Genomic DNA, 17,003 nt, shown 5'->3' on the forward strand with positions numbered 1-17,003 from the left:
TGTTTGAGATGTTGATCAAGATCATTTCATGATCTTGATCAACATCTCAAACACGTCCTAGCAGTCCTTCTCGCGCAGCGAGTGCAGATGCGCGCTGGATTTACGGGCGAAGGCGAACGACTCGACCGGGTTGTCGTGCTCCACCTGCCAGTGGTGGTCACGGCGCCCGCCACGGGTCTTGGAGACCGCGGAGATGAACCGCTTGTAGTCGATGTCCCCGTCGCCGACGTCCACCATCCGGTAGCCGTCCCTGGCGGTCTCGTCGTGCTCACCGTCCTTGACGTGGAAGAGCGGGTAGCGGTCGGGCTGCTTCAGTACGTAGCGCAGCGGGTCGAAGGGCGCCGGGGTGCCGTCGATACGCTTGCCGAAGCGGAACTGGGCGGCGTACGCCCAGTAGATGTCCATCTCCAGGAAGACCAGGTCGGGGTCGGTCTCGGCGAGCAGGATGTCGTAGAGGCGGACCTTGGGCTTGTCGGTGGCGAAGGAGAACTCCTCCGCGTGGTTGTGTTGGTAGAATTTCATGCCGCGCTTGCGGGCCTCGGCGCCGTAGTGATTGAAGTCCTCCGCGCAGCGCTTCCAGCCGTCGACGGTCGCGCCGTAGCGCCAGGGGCCCGAGGCCGTGCCGATGTGCTTGAGGCCGAGCGCCTGGGCGTCGTCGAGGACCTTGTCGAGGTTCTGCGCGAAGCTGTAGGCACCGGGGTTGTTGTCGTCGTAGTAGTTGACGTGGCTGCCTATGCCGCGCAGGCCGTGGTCGCGGGTGAGCTGCCGGAGCTGGGCGAGGGTGATGGCGCCCACCGAGCCCTGGGTGTACCCGGCGTACTCGACCTCGTCGTAGCCGTAGCGCCGCAACTCTGCGAATACCTTGGCGAAGCCGAGGCTGGAGACCTTGTCGCGCAGGGAGTACAGCTGGACGCCCAGGCGGCCGGGGGGCAGGACGGGCGTGCCCCGGCCCTTGCCGAGCGCGGCGGCGGTGGGTACGGCGGCAGTGGGTACGGCGGCAGTGGCCGGGGCCGCGGTGCCGAGGAGGGCGGCGACGGACGCGCCGGCGGCTACGCCGAGCATGCCGCGTCTGGAGAGCTTGCGGTCGAGCTCGGGGTCGACGGGGGTGTTTTTGCGGCTCATGGGGCTCATGGGGCTCATGGGGCTCATGGGGCTCATGGACGGAACTCCTTTGTCAGTGTGGTCTGTCCGTGCAGTTCGTTGTCAGTGCAGTCCGGCAAGCTGGAGGAGCAGGGATTTCACGTCGGTGGCCGCGACACGGCCGGTGACAGCGTGGGGGGTGGAGCACAGGATGAGCGGACCTTCTTCGTCGCTCGCGGGGAGGCGGCCGTGGCTGCCGCGAATAGGTGACGGGTCGAGCGGCACGACCGCCATGCGGTAGCGCATGCCGAGCTTCTTGCGGGCGAGCGCCACTCCGGCCTTGAGGCGTACGTAAGGGTCGAGAGGGTCCATGAACAGCTCGACGGGGTCGTAGCCGGGCTTGCGGTGGATCTCGACGAGCTGGGCGAAGTCGGGTGCCTTCGCATCGTCGAGCCAGTAGTAGTAGGTGAACCAGGAGTCCGGTTCGGCGACGGCGACCAGTTCGCCCGAGCGCGGATGGTCGAGCCCGTGGGCCTTCTTGCCCTCGTCGTCGAGGAGTTCGGCGATGCCCGGCAGCCCGTCGAGGGCCGCCCGGGTCGCTTCGAGGTCCTCGGGGCGGCGTACGTAGACGTGCGCGAGCTGGTGGTCGGCGACCGCGAATGCCCGCGAGGTCATCGGGTCGAGGTACTCCATGCCGTCCTGGGTGTGCACCTCGACGAGGCCGGCCCGGCGCAGCGTCCGGTTGATGTCGACGGCACGGGACACCCGGGTGATGCCGTACTCGGAGAGCGCGACGACGGTACGGCCCTCGGCCTGCGCGTCGTCGAGGAGCGGCGCGAGTACGTCGTCGAGCTCGGCGGCGGCCCGGTAGGCGCGGGGGTCGTCGGGGCCGTAGCGCTGGAGGTCGTAGTCAAGGTGCGGGACGTAGCACAGGGCCAGGTCGGGGTGGCGGGTGCGCATGATGTGGCGGGTCGCGTTCACGATCCACCGCGAGGACACGAGACCTGCGCCGGGACCCCAGAAGTGGAAGAGGGGGAACGTACCGAACACCTCGGTGAGCTCGTCGTGCAGGGCCGGTGGGCGCGTGTAGCAGTCGGGTTCCTTGCGGCCGTCGGCGTAGTAGACGGGGCGGGGCGTGACCGTGAAGTCGGTGTCGGCGCCCATCGCGTACCACCAGCAGATGTTGGCGACGGTGTAGTCGGGGTGTGCGCGACGGGCTGCGTCCCAGACCTTGTCGCCGGCGACCAGACCGTTGTGCTGGCGCCACAGGAGTACCTCGCCGATGTCCCGGAAGTACCAGCCGTTGCCGACGATGCCGTGTTCGGCGGGGGTGGTGCCGGTGAGGAAGGTCGACTGGGCCGCGCAGGTCACGGCGGGCAGGACGGTGCCCAGCGGGGCCTGGGAGCCGGACCGGGCGAGTTGCCGCAGACGCGGCATGTGGGCGAGCAGTTGGGGGGTCAGGCCGACGACGTCCAGGACGAGGAGGGGGGTGGGAGAGGTGGTGGCATCGGGCGTGTCCGTCACGGCAGTTCCTTGAGGCCGAGGTCGACCAGGAGGTCGCGGGCGAGGGTGAGTTCGGCGGCGATCCCGTCGGCGAGCTGGGTCCGGTTCCTGGGGCGCAGTTCGGCCGGGAGTGCCTGCCAGGTGTACGTCTCGACTTCGAGGTGGCGGGTGAGCGGCGCGGGGCCGCCGACCAGCTGGGTCATGGCGTCCTGGAGCACGGGGAGGGTAGAGGTGAGCGGTGCGGCGGGCGGGGCGTGCAGGGGGACGTGGAAGTGGGCGCGCCAGGGCGTGCCGTCGGGGAGAGCGCCGCCCGCGAGGGCCTCCGCCAGGTCGTCGGTGCCGCGCAGGCCCGCGCTGGTGGAGGTGCGGGTCTGGTGGAGGAAGCGGGGTTCGGCGAAGGCGGCGAGTGCCTCCCGCACCTCGGGGAGGTGGGGGTGCTCGGCGTGCAGGGCCGCGGACAGCTGCGCCTTGGGGATGGTGACGCCGGCCGCGGTGAGTGCGCCGATGGCAGTGGCCGGATCCTCGAAGGAGGTGGCGAGGTGGCAGGTGTCGACGCAGATGCCGACGCGGTGGCCGGCCAGGGCGGTGAGCGGGGCGATGGCGTCCGACGTGGTTTCGACGGTGCAGCCGGGCTCGGGTTCGAGTCCGACGCGTATCGATTTCCCGGTCAGTTCCTCCAGGGCGTCGAGCCGCTCGGAGAGCGTGGTGAGGGCACTGCGGGCGACCTCGGCCGCCACGTCGTCGAAGTGGGTGCGCCAGGCGAGCGGGAGGGTGGAGATGGTGCCTTCGGTGACGTCGTCCGGCAGCAGCGCGCAGAGCAGGCGGGCCAGGTCGGTGGTGTGGGCGAGGCGCGCCGGGTCGGTCCAGTCCGGCTTGTACACGCGGTACTTGACCTCTTCGGCACCGAACCCCTCGTACGGGAAACCGTTGAGGGTGACCACTTCGAGGCCGCGCCGGTCCAGCTCGGCGCGCAGCCCGCGCAGCGCCGCCGGGTCAGTGATCAGGGTGTGCGCCGCGTCCTTGGCGAGCCACAGGCCGATGCCGAGCCGGTCCCGGCCCAGGCGCCTGCGGACGGGCTCGCAGTGGTCGCGGAGCTGGGCGAGTACGCCGTCGAGCGTCTCTGCCGGGTGGACGTTGGTGCAGTACGCGAGGTGGACGGTGGAGCCGTCGGGGTGGCGGAAGCGCATGGTGGCTCTCCTCGCCCCTTATTCCCCGCCGCGCAGGATGGAGTTGCCCTCGTGCAGGGCGTCGAGGGCGGGGACGTCGAGCTGGAGGCGGCCGCTGAGCCCGTAGAAGGCGACCGGGTTGCGCCACAGGACCTTGTCCACGTCGTCGTCGCTGAACCCGGCGGCGAGCAGTGCGTCGCCCACCCTGCGGGTCATGAGCGGGTCGCTTTTGCCCCAGTCCGCGGCGGAGTTGACCAGGACCTTGTTCGTGCCGTGGTCCTTGATGACGGCGACCATGCGGTCCTCGTCCATCTTGGTGCCGGGGTAGATGGAGAAGCCGAGCCAGCAGCCGCTGTCAGCGGCGGCCTTTACGGTTGTTTCATTGAGGTGGTCGAGCAGTACGTGTTCCGGGGGGAGGTGCGATTCGCGGATGACGTCGATGGTGCGACGCAGACCGACGAGCTTGTCGCGGTGCGGAGTGTGGACGAGCGCGGGCAGGGCGTGGTCGGCGGCGAGCTGGAGCTGGGCGGCGAGGGCGGTGTCCTCGGCGGGGGTCATCGAGTCGTAGCCGATCTCGCCGACGGCGACGACGGAGTCCTTGACGAGATAGCGGGGCAGCGCGTCGAGAACGGGGGCGCAGCGGGGGTCGTTCGCCTCTTTGGGGTTGAGGGCGAGCGTGCAGTGGTGGGCGATGCCGTACTGGGCGGCGCGGAAGGGTTCCCAGCCGAGAAGCGCGTCGAAATAGTCGAAGAAACTGGCGGGCGAGGTGCGGGGCTGGCCCAGCCAGAAGGACGGCTCGACGACGGCGCGTACCCCGGCGGCGTACATCGCCTCGTAGTCGTCCGTGGTGCGGGAGGTCATGTGGATATGGGGGTCGAAGATGCGCATCAGGACTCCTCTGTGGGGGCGGCCGTGGCCGTGAGGGACAGGACGCGGTGCAGATCGTCCGGGACCGGGCGGCCGGCGGCGGTGCGCTCGGCGGCGTAGTCGCGGAGCATCCTGGCCAGTTCGGAGTCGGCCTGGGCGCGCAGAGCGAGGCCGTCGACGGCTGCGACCGGGACGCCTGTGAAGAGGCACTTGAGCACGGCGTGCCGCCAGGCGTGCTGGTCCAGATGCTCGAAGGCGTACGGGCCCACCGCGGCGGCGACCAGACGGGTGTCGTTGGTGCGCAACGCGTCCTCGACCAGCGGCAGGGCGTCGGCGCCGAGGCCGCCCAGGTGGGGCAGTGCGAGCAGGACGGCGCGTCGTTCGGCGGCGGTGCCGTGGGCGTAGAGCCGGTCGGCCGTGGTGTGGTCGGCCCCCACCGTGTGCAGGAGCAGCACGCGGGCCACGTCCGTGAGGTCGGGTCCGTCGGGGGCGGTACCGCCGTCCGGGTCCGGGGCGGGACGGCAGTGGCGGCCTGCCTCGGCGAAGCGGATCTCCCAGGTCGGCAGGGACAACTGGGCAGAGTCGTCGGCCGGGCCTGGTGACGCGGCCGCCGCCGCCTCCGCCTCGGCCAGCCCCTCGTGCAGCCAGGCGCGGCCGGCGCCGCCCAGGCGGGCTTCGAGTGCCGCTTGCAGAGCGGGGGTGGTCGCGGTCGTACTGTGGATCAGGTCGGTCAACACGACGCGCCTCCTGCGGCTGCGGGGCACGGGTGCGCTTCGGGTTGCGTTGCGGGTGGGGCTGCGGGGGCGGCCTCGGGCTCGGCATGGGCTGCGGCTCCGGCTGCGACTGCGGCACGGGCCTCCGCATCGGCTTGGCGCAGGAAGCGCAGCGACCGTTCGGCCTGGTCGGGGCCCGCGTGGGAGTGGCGGGGCAGTTCGACGACCGTCAGTCCCTGGTAGCCGGTGGCTGCGAGGGCGCGCAGGACCGGCGGGAAGTCGATCTCACCGTCACCGAAAGGCAGATGCTCGTGGACCCCGCGACGCATGTCCTCGATCTGTACGTGCCGCAGCCAAGGCGCGGCCTCGCGTACGCAGTCGGCGGGCGAGGCGGACTCCAGGCACTGGCAGTGGCCGATGTCGAGCGTGAGGCCGAGCAGTTGGGGGTCGGGTTCGCCGAGGGTGCGGCGCAGGTGGTGGAAGTCAGCGAGGCTGGCGAGGAGGTGACCAGGTTCGGGCTCGACGGCGAGTGGTACGCCTGCCTGGGCAGCGGCGTCGACGACGGGCGCCATCGACTCCGCGAGCCGCTTCCAGGCCGTCTCCGGCGAGGTCCCTTCAGGGATGATCCCGCTGAAGCAGTGCACGGCGTGCGCACCCAGATCGGCCGATACCCGCACGGCTGTGATGAGCAACTTCACTCGGGCGGCGCGGCCTTCGGGGGCCGGGTCGAGCAGCGACGGGCCGTGCTTGCGGCGCGGATCGAGGACGTACCGTGCGCCGGTCTCGACAGTGACGCCAAGGCCAAGCTGCGCCAGCCGATGCGCCACCCGGGCGGTGCGGGCGGCGAGTTCGGGGGCGAGCGGGTCGAGGTGCATGTGGTCGAGGGTCAGCCCGACCCCGTCGTAGCCGAGATCGGCGAGGAGGGAGAGGGCGTCGTCGAGACGGAGATCGGTAAGCCCGTTGGTGCCGTAGCCGAAGCGGATCGGGGTGCCGCTCGGATCCTGAGTGCCGCTCGGATCCTGGGTGGGGCCCTGAGCCGGGGTGGGGCCCTGAGCCGGGGGGCGGTCCGTGTTCGAGGCTCGGCCAGGGTCCGGGGTGCGGCCAGGGTCTGGGGCTCGGTTCATGTGGGTACGGTCCGTGTTCGAGGGGCGGCCAGAGTCCGGGGTGCGGCCCGGGTCTGGGGTGCGGCCCGGGTCCGAGGCTCGGCCCGCTTGGGGTGGGCTGCTCGCGCCCGGGGTGCGGTCGGTGAACGGGACGCGGTCTGGGGCCGGGGTGTGGCTCATGTGGGGCTGACCCTCCGCGAGAGCTTCCGGGCGATGGGCAGGAGTCCGATCAGCGCGACTCCGGTACCGACCGCCCCGCCGCGCGCCGCCAGTGCGGCCTGTAGTGGGATCATGGCCCGGATCCCACCGCCGACCGCACGCTGGGTAAGGGGCGGCGACGGATTGAGCGCGGCATGCAGGAGAGGTGTGGCCGCGGTGCGGAAGTAGGCGACGGCCGCTACAGCGGCGGGGGTTGCCAGGTGTGTGGCAATACGTATCGCCCTGCGCAAGCCGGAACCGGAGTCCCCCTCGGAGCCGGAGTCGGCGGCTGCCGACACGATCGGCCGGTGCGGCTGCCCCGGTGGTGTGCGGCCTGCCACGCCCGCCAGCAGCGCGGCCGTGGCCAGGGCCGCGAGCGGTACGGCCGTCGACCCGCCGTGCGCCTCGCGGCGCGACACCGCCGTCACCGCGTAGGTATGCGCGCCGAGCATCGCCGCGGCGGGCAGCGCATCCCGCACACCGGAACCACCGGCCCCGGCCCTTGGGCCCCACGACCACGGAAGTCGGTCTCCCCCGGGCGTTGGACGCCACGACCACGGAAGTCGGTCCCCCGCGGGCCTTGAACGCCACGCAGTCCTCGGCACCGCACCAGTCCCCGCACCCACCGTCCCCGTCGCCGTCGCCGTCGCGCCCAGCAGCAGGTCAAGCGCCCGGGCCGTGGCCATGGTCGCCGAGGCTGCCGGGGTGTGCTTCAGGCGCAGGTCGTACGCCCAGATCGTGGCGGCCAGGGCGCCGGCGACCGTCAGGGCCGGACGGCCTGCCACGGCCGCGCAAGTGAGGCCCGCTGCCGTCAGAGCCGTTGCCGCGAGCAGGGCCGCGCCCGGGGTGATGCGGCCCGAGGGGAGCGGGCGGTGTGGGCGGTCCACCGCGTCCTCGTCCCGGTCCGCCCAGTCGTTGAGGGCCATGCCCGCCTCATACAGACACAGCGACGCGCCGACGGCCAGCGCGGTGCCCCGGTGGGGGCGTACCCCCAGGGAGGCCGCGCCCGCCAGGGCATCGCCCGGCACGGTGAACAGTGCCGAGACGCGCAGGAGTTCCGCCCACGCGCCCAGGCCGATGCCACCCGTGGAGGCGGGCGTCATCGGGCCTCCCGCACGCGGTCCGCGAAGGACAGCAGGGCCATGTACTGCTCGGCCAGCGCCGCCGGCCCGCCATCCGGGTCCTTGAAGTAGAAGCCGAGCTCGGGCAGCGGCCCCGAGATGCCAGCTTGGTGCGCGCGGGCCACCAGTCGTGCGAGGTCCAAAACCAGCGGCGCCGCCAACGCCGAGTCGCAGCCCTGCCAGGTCGTCTGGAGGATCATGCGGGAGCCGAGGAACCCATCGAAGGCGATGTGGTCCCAGGCCGTCTTCCACTCACCCAGCGCCGGGACGTCGTCAATGTGCACGTCGCCCTCCGGCAGCGCGCCGAGCGTCTCGGCCAGTACGCGGTTCTTGCCCGCGTTCTTCGCCGCCGCCGCGGCCGGGTCGGCCAGCGCCGCCCCGTCCCCGCCGCCGAGGAGGTTCGTGCCGGACCACGCCCGTACGGTCAGGGCGCGCTGCACGAACATCGGGGCGAGCACGGAACGGAGCAGCGTCTGGCCCGTCTTGCCGTCACGGCCCGCGTGGGGAAGTCCGCTCGCTGCCACGGCATCCTGGAGGGCTGCGACGCGCAGCCCGGTGGAGGGGGTGAAGTTGACGTACGGACAGCCGGCCCGCAGCGCGGCCGCCGCGTACAGGGAGCTCGCCGGCAGGGACGCGGACTGGTCGTCGGGGGCCGGTTCGGTGGAGGCGACGTTGACGACGACGACCCGTTCGAGTTCCTGGCGCCGCGCGAAGTCGCGCAGGTCCGCGGCGAAGGCGGAGATCAGTTCCTCGTCGCTGCGGGTGTCTCCGGCCAGCGGTCCCCCGGTCCGTATCTCCTGGTCGGCGGCGGCCAGTTCGGCGCGTACCGCCGACACCAGTCCGTGCGGCAGGACGCCCCCCGCCTCCAGCGAATCCGCACGCTTGGGCAGGGGGCAGCTCATGGTGTCGTGCCCGCCGAACACGAGCGACGACAGGGACGGCAGGCCGCTCTTCGCGAAGGCCGGTGTCTCGGTGACCATGCCGTCGGTCGGGTGGAGTCCCGCCGTGAGGGCGGCGCAGCCCGCGACGGCGGTCGTGGCGACGGAGCCGCGTGCTCCGACGAACCACACTCCGGTTCGTGCCGTGGATGTGGATGTCTCGTCGGGGTTGGTGATCACGGGCTGCCTCCCTGCCAAGGATTCTTGGGATGCCGAAGAAAGACGAATACGAAAGAACTGAAGACGAAAGACAAGGACGAAGGGCGGGGAAGAGACGGCGGGCGGGGCTCGGCGTGCTCCCGCCCGCCGCCGGTCCTGCGGGGTCTAGGGGGTGTCCGGCTTCGCGGGCAGCTCCTTGACCTTGATGTCGCGGAAGGAGACCTTGTCGTCCGCACCGTGGTTCTGCAGGCCGATGTGCCCCTGGGCCAGGCTGCGGGCGGGGTCGGTATTGGTGAAGTCGTTGATCTTCACCCCGTTGAGGAAGACGCGGAGCCGCTCTCCCTCGACCCGGATCTCGTAGCTGTTCCATTCGCCGGGCGGGTTGAGTGCGGCGTCACGTGCCGCGATGTTCGCGGCCTTGGAGCCGTAGACGGAGCCGGTGGTCCGGTCCGGTGCGTCGCTCGCGTCGATCTGGATCTCGTAGCCCTTGTTGACGGCCGACCACGGGTCGTCGGAGGCCGGGAAGCCCACGAAGATCCCGGAGTTGCTGTCGCCGGTCATCTTCCAGTCGGCCTTCAGGGAGTACGACTTGAGCTCCTTGGACTGGTTCCACAGGAGGCCCATGCCGCCGGTGGAGTTCAGCGTGCGGTCCTTGATCTCGAAGGATCCGGGGCCCGCCTGCTTCCAGCCCTCGTGGGTCTCGCCGTTGAAGAGCGGCCGGTAGTCCTTGGAGGGACGGCAGTCGGCCTTGGCGATCCCTGCGGCGTACAGCATTCCGCCCAACAGGTGCTTGCGGAAAGCTGGTTCGGCGTACGACTCCTTGGTGTGGCCGCCGCCGGTGTAGAAGGAGCGCCCGCCCTCGTACGGCTGGCACCAGGCGATCGGGTGATCGCCCTTCATGTTGCCGCCGGTGTAGGTGGTCTCGTCCAGGGTGGCCAGGACGCGGGCCTGCTCGCGCGGGTTGGTGCGGTAGTTGTACCACTCGTCGGTGCGCTGGAAGCTGTTCTCCAGGTGCGCGGTGGCGGGGTGGTCGTGGTCCTCGACGCGTACGGTCGCCGGCTGGATCTGCGGGTGCGAGTCGAAGTAGGCGCCGACGAGGCCGCCGTAGAACTTCCAGTCGTACTCGGTGTCGGCCGCGGCGTGGACGCCCATGTAGCCGCCGCCGTCCGCGACGTACTGCTCAAAGACCGTCTGCTGGTTGGCGTTCAGCACATCACCGGTCGTGGAGAGAAAGACCACGGCGTCGTAACGTGCCAGGTTCTGCGGGGTGAACTGCTGGGCTTCCTCAGTGGCGTCGACGGCCAGGCCGCGCTGCGCGCCGAGTTCCTTGAGGGCCTTGACGCCCTCGGGGATGGAGTCGTGGCGGAAGCCCGCGGTCCTGGAGAAGACCAGGAGCCGCTTCTTGGGTGTGGCGTCGCCCTTGGCGGTGGAGAAGATGAAGTCGTCCACGTCGTAGAGGGCGCCGTCACCGCCCTTGAAGACCAGGTAGAGCGTGGTGGTCTTGGTCGGGGGCTTCGTGATGGTCGTGGTGACGTCCTGGAATTTGTCCCAGCCACCGGTCACCGGGACGACGGTGGAGCCGATGAGCTTGCCGCCGGGTGAGCCGGTGCGTACTTCCAGGGTGCCGCCGGTCCCGCCCGATGAGACGCGGGCGGTCAGTGAGGTGGCGTCGGCCATCAGGTAGGGCGAGAAGGCGATCCAGTCGCCGTTGCCGATGTCGCCGACGGTCCTGCCGCCGTGCGCGGTCGCCTTGTCGAAGACGTTGACGCCGCTCGACTTGGAGAAGTGCTCGGCCTGGCGCTGCTTGGGCTGAAGCACCTTCTGAGAGTGGGTGGTCAGCGCCTCCTGGCCGCCGCCTCCGCCGTCGGTGTACTCGGCGTCGAAGACCGCGAAGATGTTGGCGTTCGGGTCGTGGCTGCTGTCGGCCGGGGTCTTGAGGATTCCGGAGCAGCCGTTGGCCGAGGTGATTGGGTGGCCGTGGCTGTCGTGGCCCAGGACGTATGTCACCTTGACCTTGGCGCAGTCGATCGCGCCGTCCTGCGCGTCGGTGACCTTCACCTTGAAGGGCACGTCGTCGCCGAAGTTGAAGAGCTGGCCGTCGCCCGGCAGCTCCAGCGTCACCTTGGGTGCGGTGTTGCCGACGACGACCCGCACGCTCGCGGAGCCGGTCCTGCCGGTGGAGTCCTTGGCGGTGACTGTGGCGGTGTAAGTGCCGTTCTTCTTGTACGCGTATGTGGGGTTGGCGGCCGTCGATGTTCCGCCGTCGCCGAACGCCCACGAGTACCTGAGCGCGTCACCGTCGGAGTCGGTGGTGCCGGCCGAGGAGAACTTCACCCGCAGCGGGGTCTGTCCCGATGTCTTGTCGGCCGCGGCCTCGGCGACCGGTGAGTGGCCGCCGGTGGCGTTCTCGATGCGGTAGAGACCGGAGTGCTCGTCGCCGCCGAACCAGGCGGTGCCGTAGTCGAGGATGTACAGCGCGCCGTCCGGGCCGAAGGCCGAGTCCATCACCTGGGTGCCGGTCCACGGGACGGGGTTGATGGACTGGACGTTGCCGTCGGCGTCCTGCTCGATGCGCTTGATCCAGCGCCGACCGAACTCGGTGGCGAAGAAGTCACCGTCGTACGCCTCGGGGAACTTTACCGGCGAGTCGAGGTTCGCGTCGTAACGGTAGACGGGGCCGCCCATCGGGGACTCCGAGCCGGTGCCGAAGTCGGGCACGGATCCGCCGTCGTACGGAATCCAGGCCTCCTGCGCGGGCGGCAGGTCGGTCAGTCCCGTGTTGTACGGCGAGGTGTCCCTCAGGTTGGCGCAGTCGAACTTCGCGCCGGATTCCTTCGTGGCGAAGTCGTAGTCGACATAGGCGTCGTTCTTGCCGGTGCAGAAGGGCCAGCCGAAGTTGCCGGGCTTGGTCACCCGGGCGAACTCGACCTGTCCCGCCGGACCGCGCTTGGGGTCGGCGGCGCCCGCGTCGGGGCCGTAGTCACCGACATACAGGACGCCGGTGGGCTTGTCGATGCTGAACCGGAAGGGGTTGCGGAAGCCCATCGCGTAGATCTCGGGGCGCGTCTTGTCGGTGCCCGGGGCGAAGAGGTTGCCGTCGGGAGCCACGTACGAGCCGTCCGCGTTCACCTTGATACGGAGGATCTTGCCGCGGAGGTCATTGGTGTTGCCCGAGGTGCGCCGCGCGTCGTAGGCGGGGTTGCGCCCGGGGCGCTCGTCCATGGGGGTGAAGCCGTCGGAGGCGAAGGGGTTGGAGTCGTCGCCGGTCGACAGGTAGAGGTTGCCCTGTGCGTCGAAGTCGATGTCGCCGCCGACGTGACAGCAGATGCCCCGGGTGGCGGGGACGTCGATGACCTTCTTCTCGCTGGCGTTGTCGAGGCTGCCGTCGGCCTTCAGGACGAAGCGGGAGAGCCGGTTCACGCCGTCGAACTTCTCGAAGTCGGCCGGGGTGCCCTCATTGGGGGCGTCGCCCGCAGGGGTGCTCAGGGGAGGTGCGTAATAGAGATAGATCTGCCGGTTCTCGTTGAACTTCGGGTCGATGCCGATGCCCTGGAGTCCCTCTTCGTCGTGCGAGTAGACCGGGATCGACCCGATGACGCGGGTGTTGCCCGCGGCGTCGGTGCTCCGCAGTTCTCCGTCGCGCGAGGTGTGCAGCACGGTGCGGTCGGGGAGCACGGCGAGCGACATCGGCTCGCCCGTCTCGGGCTCGCCCTTGGCGAGGGTGACCTGCTGGAAGTCCTCGGCAGCGACGGCCGAGTCGGCGGCCCCGCCGGAAACGGGCTTCTCGGCGGCGATGGCCTGGGGGGCCGTGAAGGCCAGTGATGCGCCGGCGAGCAGGCTGCCGGTGAGTAGAGCGAGTGCTTTTCGGGCTCTGAGCCGTTGTCTGTGCACGAGTGTCCTCCGGAAGTGAGCCGGTTGAACGGGCGGGTGCTGCCGTGCCGCGCGGGGACTGCCGCGCTCGCCTCACGGACGGTGCTTGTCGTGCGCCGCGCCGGGGCGTGAAGCTCTCGGATCGCGGTATCCGGAGTGCGCCGTCACCCCGGAACCGCTCATGTCCTGTACATCTCAGGGACGGTAGCCTGGTTCGTCCGGCACGGAAAGCCCTTGTGCAGGAAGGAAGTTCCACTTCTTCCCGCCAAAGGACAAAGCGCCGGCCGTCATTCCGTCGTCGGGCCAGCTCAAGCCCCTTCACACAGGGCGGCCGACGCGAGGGGCGCGCGGGAAACACAGCCGCACATCACAGCGGGACCGAGCCCTCCATGGCGGACCGTCCGCTCCCGGCAGCACGTTCGCTGCCAACATTTGCAAAAGCTACCAACTAGTTGACTTCTCGGTAATCCTGCTGCAATTCTCGCACTGGCAAAGACTCCTCCGATCGTTCAGGGAGAGGCATGTGGTGCGAATAGGAAAACGAGTCGCGAGCACGGCCGTCGCGGCTGCGGCCGTCACGGTGGCGTGGGCTCGACGAAAGCTCGATGCTGCCCTATGACAACGGTGCGATCGGCAAGGGCGAATCCTGAAACCGGACCAGGAGCGCGGCGAGCGAGGAGGAATCCGACACCGGGCCGGATGGCGCCTTCCTTGAACAGCTCCCCCGGCGGAAAGAAAATGGAAGACCTCTCCTTCACATTACTGAACGCAAAGCCAGAGACCAAGGAGAACGCCGAAGGGTGAGTGGCGCATTCCTGATCGGGTGTCCGGTACGCCCTCCACGGGACGCCGTAACGGACATCCTTGGTGCCGTGTGTCAATTCCCGTGCGGACCCGTCAATCGCTGCTGAACGCGGCGTCGAACGAACTGGACGGCGGGTCGAAACTGAAGTGCTTCAGCTGCGAAAGCGCTTCCGGCGCACCCTGCAGCCGGTCCATGCCGGCGTCCTCCCACTCGACGGAAACCGGTCCCTCGTAGTTGATGGAGTTCAGCATCCGGAACACGTCCTCCCACGGAACGTCGCCGTGCCCCGCCGACACGAAGTCCCAGCCGCGCCGCGGGTCGCCCCAAGGCAGATGGGACCCGAGCCGCCCGTTGCGTCCGTCGAGGCGCTTGCGCGACTCCTTGCAGTCCACGTGGTAGATGCGGTCGCGGAAGTCGTAGAGGAAACCGACCGGGTCCAGGTCCTGCCAGACGAAATGGCTGGGGTCGAAGTTCAGCCCGAAGGCGGGCCGGTGGCCGACCGCCTCCAGCGCGCGCTGCGTGGTCCAGTAGTCGTACGCGATCTCACTGGGGTGCACCTCGTGGGCGAAGCGCACCCCCTCGGCGTCGAAGACGTCCAGGATCGGGTTCCAGCGCTCGGCGAAGTCCTCGTAACCGCGCTCGATCATGTGCGGCGGGACCGGCGGGAACATCGCAACCAGGTGCCAGATCGACGAGCCGGTGAACCCGATGACGGTCCGCACCCCGAAGGCCGCCGCCGCGCGGGCGGTGTCCTTCATCTCCTCGGCCGCCCGCTGCCGTACGCCCTCGGGCTCGCCGTCGCCCCAGATGCGGGCGGGCAGGATGGCCTGGTGCCGCTCGTCGATCGGGTTGTCGCAGACGGCCTGGCCCACCAGGTGGTTGGAGATGGCGAAGCACTTCAGGCCGTACTTGTCGAGCAGCTGGTGCCGGGAGTCGAGATAGCCGGGATCGCCGATCGCCTTGTCGACCTCGAAGTGGTCACCCCAGCAGGCGAGTTCGAGGCCGTCGTAACCGAAGTCGCGGGCGAGGCGGCAGACCTCCTCCAGCGGCAGATCGGCCCACTGGCCGGTGAAGAGAGTGAAGGGACGTGCCATACCTGACAACCTCCTACGGGCGTACGGGCAGTACGGGCAGTACGGGTGTGTACACGGCGTTCTTCTCGGCGCTCTCCTCCACCGCCGCCAGCACCCGCTGCACCTGGAGTCCGTCCGCGAAGGACGGCGAGGGGTCGGTGCCGTTGGCGATGGTGTGGATCAGGTCGCGCGCCTGATGGACGAAGGTGTGCTCGTAGCCCAGGGCGTGGCCGGGCGGCCACCACGCCTCCAGATACGGGTGCTCGGGCTCGGTCACCAGGATCCGGCGGAATCCGGCGGTGACGGCGGGCTCGGTGTGGTCGTGGAACGACAGCTCGTTGAGGCGCTCCAGGTTGAAGGCCAACGAGCCGCGCTCACCGTTGAGTTCAATGCTGAGCGCGTTCTTGCGGCCGGCGGCGGTGCGGGTCGCCTCGAAGGAAGCGAGCGCCCCGGACACGAGCCTGCCGGTGAACAGCGCCGCGTCGTCGACGGTCACCTCACCGCGCTCGGCCGCCCGCCCGGAGCCGGACAGCCCGGCCGACGCCTCGGTGAGGAGCGGACGCGACCGTACGAACGTCTCGGTCAGCCCCGACACCCCGGCCAGCGGCTCCCCCGCCAGGTACTGCGCGAGGTCGACGATGTGCGCCCCCAGGTCACCGAGCGCCCCGGACCCGGCGTGCTCGCGCTCCAGGCGCCAGGTGAGCGGGAAGTCCGGGTCGACGAGCCAGTCCTGGAGGTAGGTGACGCGGACGTGCCGCAGCGCCCCCAGCCTGCCCTCCTCGATCATGCGGCGGGCGTACGCGATGGCGGGCACGCGGCGGTAGTTGAACCCGACCATCGCCACCTGGCCGCGTGCCCGAGCCCGTTCGGCCGCCTCCGCCATGGCCTCCGCCTCCGCGACGGAGTTGGCGAGAGGCTTCTCGCACAGCACGTGCTTGCCCGCCTCCAGCGCCGCGATGGCGATCTCGGCATGGCTGTCGCCCGGGGTGCAGATGTCGACGATCTGCACGTCGTCGCGGGCAATGACCTCGCGCCAGTCGGTCTCCGCCGCGGCCCATCCGTGCCGGTCCGCCGCAGCCCGTACCGCCTGCGGGTCACGGCCGCAGACGGCTGCCATGACGGGTCGCACCGGCAGGTCGAACACCCGGCCCGCGGTGCGCCACCCCTGCGAGTGGGCGGCGCCCATGAACGAGTATCCGACCATCCCGACGCCGAGCGTCGACGGTGCGCCGGCTTCCTGCTCCGTCCGGGTCTCTTCCCTGCGGGCCATACGGATCCTCCTTGTCGGACTCGAACGCGTCGAGTGCTCGGTGGGGGGGCGGGGTGCGGCGGTCGGCGGGGTTGGGGCGGTCAGCTGAAGCCCGTGGGCATGTACTCGTCGACGTTCTCCTTGGTGACGACGGCCGAGTAGAGCGTCAAGGAGACCGGGATCTCGAATTCCGACAGGCCCCCGACGCCCTTGCCCTGGCCGAGTGCGCGCGCCAGGTCGATCGCGGAGGCGGCCATGGTGGGCGGGTAGAGCACGGTGGCCTTGAGCACGCCCTTGCCGGACTTGATCGCCTTGAAGGCGGAGAGCGCGCCCGCGCCGCCCACCATCAGGAACTCGTCGCGGCCGGCCTGCTCGATGGCCCGGAGCGCGCCGACTCCCTGGTCGTCGTCGTGGTTCCACAGCGCGTCGAAGCTCTTCTGCGCCTGGAGCAGCGAGGACATCTTCGACTGGCCGGACTCGACGGTGAAGTCGGCTGCCTGGCGGGCCACCATCTTGATGTTCGGGTAGTTCTTGAGGGCGTCCGCGAAGCCCTGGCTGCGCTGCTTGGTCAGCTCCAGGTTGTCCAGGCCGGCGAGCTCGACGACCTTGGCGTCGGCCTTGTCCTTGAGCTGCTCGCCGATGTAGCGGCCGGCGCTGAGGCCCATGCCGTAGTTGTCGCCGCCGATCCAGCAGCGGTAGGCCTGCGGGGAGGAGAAGATGCGGTCGAGGTTGACCACCGGGATGCCGGCCCGCATGGCCTTCAGGCCCGCTTGTGTCATGGCCTTGCCGTCGGCGGGCAGGATGACCAGTACGTCGACCTTCTTGTTGATCAGGGTGTCGATCTGGCCTATCTGGGCCGCGGTGTCATTGGACCCCTCGGTGATGTCCAGCGTCACGTCCTTGTACTTCTTGGCGCGCTCGCGGGCGTTGACGTTGATGGCGTTGAGCCAGCCGTGGTCGGCCTGCGGTCCGGCGAACCCGATGGTGACCTGCTTGCCGGGCTTGTCGTCGGAGAGGGGCTGGTCGTTCGCCGCGGGCTTGTCCTTCTCGGCCGGCTCGTTGCTCGTGCAGGCGGTGAGGAGGGCGCCGGCGGAGACGGCCGCGGTGCCGAAGAGCAGTCCTCTGCGACTGGTTCGGGAGATTTCTGGCATGACGGTG

12 protein-coding genes are annotated in these 17,003 nt (G+C 70.0%); all 12 read right to left on the reverse strand.

From position 1 onward, the window contains the following. Nucleotides 1-57: 57 nt before the first annotated feature. Complete coding sequence (locus tag QMK30_RS14140; RefSeq protein WP_283518282.1) at nt 58-1,122, reverse strand: sugar phosphate isomerase/epimerase family protein; 1,065 nt, start codon at nt 1,120-1,122, stop codon at nt 58-60. Nucleotides 1,123-1,203: 81 nt separating this feature from the next. Continuing rightward, a complete protein-coding gene (locus QMK30_RS14145; protein ID WP_283518126.1) occupies nt 1,204-2,604 on the reverse strand; it encodes an alkaline phosphatase family protein in 1,401 nt (466 codons plus the stop codon). Then, the gene (gene eboE / locus QMK30_RS14150; protein WP_283518127.1) at nt 2,601-3,770 is read right to left on the reverse strand and encodes a metabolite traffic protein EboE; all 1,170 of its coding nucleotides are present in this window, start codon (nt 3,768-3,770) and stop codon (nt 2,601-2,603) included. The genes QMK30_RS14145 and eboE overlap by 4 nt, the downstream gene beginning before the upstream one ends. An 18-nt stretch (nt 3,771-3,788) precedes the next feature. Next, a complete protein-coding gene (locus QMK30_RS14155) occupies nt 3,789-4,637 on the reverse strand; it encodes a TatD family hydrolase (protein ID WP_283518129.1) in 849 nt (282 codons plus the stop codon). After that, nucleotides 4,637-5,350: an EboA domain-containing protein gene (locus QMK30_RS14160; protein ID WP_502963142.1), complete on the reverse strand. Its 714-nt coding sequence runs from the start codon at nt 5,348-5,350 to the stop codon at nt 4,637-4,639. The genes QMK30_RS14155 and QMK30_RS14160 overlap by 1 nt, the downstream gene beginning before the upstream one ends. Beyond that, on the reverse strand, nt 5,347-6,453 hold the full coding sequence (locus QMK30_RS14165) for a sugar phosphate isomerase/epimerase family protein (RefSeq protein ID WP_283518131.1): 1,107 nt from the start codon (nt 6,451-6,453) through the stop codon (nt 5,347-5,349). The genes QMK30_RS14160 and QMK30_RS14165 overlap by 4 nt, the downstream gene beginning before the upstream one ends. Before the next feature lie 155 nt (nt 6,454-6,608). Continuing rightward, nucleotides 6,609-7,733 (reverse strand): SCO3242 family prenyltransferase, encoded by a 1,125-nt coding sequence (locus QMK30_RS14170; protein WP_283518132.1) that lies wholly within the window; start codon nt 7,731-7,733, stop codon nt 6,609-6,611. Next, nucleotides 7,730-8,869: an inositol-3-phosphate synthase gene (locus QMK30_RS14175; RefSeq protein WP_283518134.1), complete on the reverse strand. Its 1,140-nt coding sequence runs from the start codon at nt 8,867-8,869 to the stop codon at nt 7,730-7,732. Before QMK30_RS14175 ends, QMK30_RS14170 begins: the two co-directional genes overlap by 4 nt. A gap of 144 nt (nt 8,870-9,013) precedes the next feature. Next, nucleotides 9,014-12,739 carry a ThuA domain-containing protein gene (locus QMK30_RS14180; RefSeq protein WP_283518136.1) on the reverse strand — a complete coding sequence of 1,242 codons (3,726 nt, stop codon included), beginning with the start codon at nt 12,737-12,739 and terminating at the stop codon, nt 9,014-9,016. 876 nt (nt 12,740-13,615) lie between these two features. Beyond that, complete coding sequence (locus QMK30_RS14185; RefSeq protein WP_283518137.1) at nt 13,616-14,617, reverse strand: sugar phosphate isomerase/epimerase family protein; 1,002 nt, start codon at nt 14,615-14,617, stop codon at nt 13,616-13,618. 13 nt (nt 14,618-14,630) lie between these two features. Continuing rightward, nucleotides 14,631-15,866 (reverse strand): Gfo/Idh/MocA family protein, encoded by a 1,236-nt coding sequence (locus tag QMK30_RS14190; protein ID WP_283518139.1) that lies wholly within the window; start codon nt 15,864-15,866, stop codon nt 14,631-14,633. 80 nt (nt 15,867-15,946) lie between these two features. Further along, on the reverse strand, nt 15,947-16,996 hold the full coding sequence (locus QMK30_RS14195; protein WP_283518141.1) for a substrate-binding domain-containing protein: 1,050 nt from the start codon (nt 16,994-16,996) through the stop codon (nt 15,947-15,949). Between the last annotated feature and the right edge of the window lie 7 nt (nt 16,997-17,003).

The sequence above is a fragment of the Streptomyces sp. H27-C3 genome (genome assembly GCF_030063415.1).
Taxonomy (GTDB): Bacteria; Actinomycetota; Actinomycetes; order Streptomycetales; family Streptomycetaceae; genus Streptomyces.